The sequence below is a fragment of the Phycisphaerae bacterium genome (assembly GCA_012729815.1).
Classification (GTDB): Bacteria; Planctomycetota; Phycisphaerae; order JAAYCJ01; family JAAYCJ01; genus JAAYCJ01.
In genome coordinates, this window is the sequence record JAAYCJ010000172.1 from 1 (window position 1) to 3,491 (window position 3,491).

The following is a 3,491-nucleotide window of genomic DNA, read 5'->3' on the forward strand; positions in this document are numbered from 1 at the left end:
GACCAACACCCCGGAGGGTGTATCCGCGGCGGCCGACCAGCCGCCGCGGACGCTCACAAACGTCCTACCGACGCCGCAGCAGACCCAGCACGCCCAACGCCAGCAGACCCAGCGTCGCCGGTTCCGGCGTCACCGCCGCGGGGGCCGCAAAGCTGCTGCCGTAGTTGTCGGCCAGGATCGCCAGGTCGCCGGCGGTCACGGCCCCGTCGTAGTTCGCATCGCCGATCCTCAGATACGCGCCGCTGGTGGCACCGTAGTTGTCGGCCAGGATCGCCAGATCGCCGGCGGTCACCGAGCCGTCCATGTTGAAGTCGCCGCCGAGCCAGTCGCCGTCAATGCCGATCGCGGTCGGCGTGGTAAGATCGTAGCCGTAGGCAGCGGGCGGGTCACCCTGGCCGCGGTTGGTTCCCTGGCAGCCCACCGCCGCGTACCAGACGTAGTTGTCCGCCGAGACGCCGTCCGTCCCAGCCTCGATCTTGGCCTCGATCTCGCTGAGCAGAACCCGGGCTTCCATGACGCTGCCCGAGACCATCCAGGCGGCGCCGCTGGCCGGATTGACGGCCGAATTCTCCTGGTCGATGTCATCGTTGAGGCCCCAGTACCAGTAGGTGCTCAGATCGCCGGGGGTCCAGGGATTGGTCTCCAGGTCCAGCTCGAGGTTCATGTCGATGCCGCGGTGATTGGTCGCCCACTCGCCGCCCTTTGCGTCGGCGCAGTTGGGGGTGCCGCCATCGGCAAGGTACGTACTGGTGCTGCAGTCCGCATCGATCCACAGGGCCGGGTAGATCTTCCAGATCCCGCCGGCGTCTCCCATGAAGTCATCGATGTAGGTCTGGTCCGCATCCAACTGGACGTACCAGTACAGGTAGTCGCCCTCGGACTTGGCGCCCCAGCTTACGATGTCCGAGCTGGCGCCCGCTTCATTTGCCGGGTCGGCGAACGTGTAGCCGTCCCACTCGCCGGCGTTCAGGACGCCGTCGATCGTGATCGCCGCCGTCGCGCTGCCCACCAGGGCCAGCGTCGCGGCGATCGTCAAGAGAGTAGCCAGTTTTTTCATTGTTTGCTCCTTTGCAAAACTCCACGATCTTGCTCTTTCCCCACGCGCGCGGAAAAACGCTTTCCGCCCCGCCGCAGGGCCACTGACGAAGTGAGTTTCAGACGGGAAATCGAGAGTTACCGACCGCGACGAAACCAGACCGCAAGAACAACGCCACTTACCGCCCCGGAAGTTCGAGAAGAATGGCCGTTTCGACCTTCTTTCCACCACCGATCCTCTCCAAGAGACTTGACGACCCAACCTACCGACAGGTCCGCGCTTAGAAGCGGGCCATCGCCCGACTTCGTCCCTACCCAGCCAGCGACCTGATGGGGCGGGCAACCCGCTCCCAGCCGCCAACCTTATCCGTATCTTAACAAAGTCGCGCAAATACTGCAAGGGGGTTTTTGTGCAAACTCGCGTTTCCTCGCAAAATACCTTTATTAAATAATAAAAAACACACTTATTCAGCCCCGTACGCCAACCGCCGGACGCCGCCCCCCGATCGGGCGGGGCCGGAGGGAACTGCGATTTCGGATTTCGATTCTTAAAACTTGAAACTTGGCGATGCGGGATCGGTTTGACCGGTGAGGCCCCTTTTGGGCCTCTGTGGCGAGTCCTGATTTCCGGTTGTCACCTCCCGCTTTCCGCGCAAGGCAAGGGCCCGGAAGGACGCTTTTTACGTCCTGCCGGGCCCTGTTTACTCTTTGCTCTTCACTCCATCGAACCGGATAGGCCCGGCCCGCTTGACGCCGACCGGCTTACCGGCGGCGAAGCAGACCCAGCACGCCCAGGGCCAGCAGGCCCAGCGTCGCCGGTTCGGGGGTCGCCGCTGGAGGAGCGGCGCTGCTGCCGTAGTTGGCGGCCAAGATGGCCAAGTCGCCGGCGGTCACGGCGGCGTCACGATTGAAGTCGCCCATCATCCAACTCGCCGGATAGCTCGCCCCGTAGCTGGCGGCCAGGATGGCCAAGTCGCCAGCGGTCACAGCCCCGTCGAGAGTTGCGTCGCCGCCCAGCAACGGCTTGTTGGTCGGGTCGATCGCGATCGCGGTCGGGCAGCCCATGTCGTTGCCGGACGTGATCACACCGTCGATATCGCCCTGGACAATCGAGCCCACGACGATGTAGTCAGACGGGGTCAGCGGCGTCAGCGGAGACGTGCGAGCACCCGCCACGGCCTCGTTGTAGCCGAGGTTGCCGCCGCCATCGATCGGGATGGCGATTTCCATGACCAGGCCACTGTAGGCATAGCTGTTGCCGTAGCATTCGCCCTGCATGTCCTTGAAGTTCGGGGCAGGGTATGAGGAGTCCATGCCGCCCCACCAGTTCACGTAGGTCGTCTCATCAGTGTTAAACTCGAAGGCCAGGTCGGCCCCGGTCAGGCCGGTGGTGACCCACAGCGCTCCCGCCGGACCCACCTCGGTTTTGTAGTCCGCGATGTTGGCCGTGTTCTTGTAGCCGCAGTAGGTCGTCCTGTCGTTGTCGACGTCCATGTAGAGGCCCGGCCACACGTCGCCGCCGCTGATATAGTCGGCCCACGTCATGCTTCCCGCCAGTTCCATGAAGAAGTAGATGTTCGTCCCGTCCGACTTGGCGCCCCACCTCGCCATGGAAGCGGTGTTGGTGGGGGTGAGGTCGCTCGTGGAGTCGGTGCAGATGTACCCGTCCCACTCGCCGGCATCGATCACGCCGTCCACCGTGATCGCCGTCGCGCTGCCCACCAGGGCCAGCGTCGCGGCGATGGTCAAGAGAGTAGCCAGTTTTCTCATCGCTTGCTCCTTTACAGGACTCTCAGTCCTTTTTCCTCCCACGCGTGCGGAAAACCACTTTCCGACCCACCGCGGGGTTGTCAACAAGACCAACTCGGGTCACGGAACCGCAGGTTCTATGCAAAGCGGATGATCCGCGCGGACCTTCTCCGCCAGGAATACCCCTTGTGAGGCACGCCAACCATCGCTCCGGGTATCCAGCGGCTACAGTCACCCTGACCGTATCTCCACCACAACCGCACTCCGGCAGATCCACCGACCCAGGACATCGAAAGGTCTCACACCAACGCGGGCCACCGCCCATCCCACAATCCAAGAATCCAGAGGCGGGCAAGTGTCATTGCCCACCATGCTTTGACCTGATGGTAACAAATACACCAAGAAATTGCAAGCCAATTCAACGTGATAGAAATTCCGCGAATAACCCCAAATACCGTAAATTGGCTGGATTACCCACCCTGCCTCTCGGTAGTCCGTGGAAACGCACCCGGCAGCCTCAAGCGGAAGCGGGCCGTCACTCCCCCGCTTTCCGCGCAAGGCAAGGGCCCGGAAGGATGTAACATCCTCCCGGGCCCTCGATGCGTTCACTCAATCGAACCGGAAATGCCCGGCCCGCTTACGCACCACCGGATTACCGGCGGCGAAGCAGACCCAGCACGCCCAATGCCAGCAGGCCCAGGCTCGCC

2 protein-coding genes are annotated in these 3,491 nt (G+C 63.1%); both read right to left on the minus strand.

The features are described from left to right. Positions 1 to 64 precede the first annotated feature (64 nt). Positions 65 to 1,057 carry a PEP-CTERM sorting domain-containing protein gene (locus GXY33_11280; protein ID NLX05714.1) on the minus strand — a complete coding sequence of 331 codons (993 nt, stop codon included), beginning with the start codon at positions 1,055 to 1,057 and terminating at the stop codon, positions 65 to 67. A 740-nt stretch (positions 1,058 to 1,797) separates the two neighbouring features. Further along, positions 1,798 to 2,805 carry a PEP-CTERM sorting domain-containing protein gene (locus GXY33_11285; GenBank protein NLX05715.1) on the minus strand — a complete coding sequence of 336 codons (1,008 nt, stop codon included), beginning with the start codon at positions 2,803 to 2,805 and terminating at the stop codon, positions 1,798 to 1,800. Between the last annotated feature and the right edge of the window lie 686 nt (positions 2,806 to 3,491).

What these genes read in the sequence shown, in the direction of transcription:
- GXY33_11285 (NLX05715.1), bottom strand. Translation starts at nt 2,805, where the DNA reads ATGAGAAAACTGGCTACTCTCTTGACCATCGCCGCGACGCTGGCCCTG.
- GXY33_11280 (NLX05714.1), bottom strand. Translation starts at nt 1,057, where the DNA reads ATGAAAAAACTGGCTACTCTCTTGACGATCGCCGCGACGCTGGCCCTG.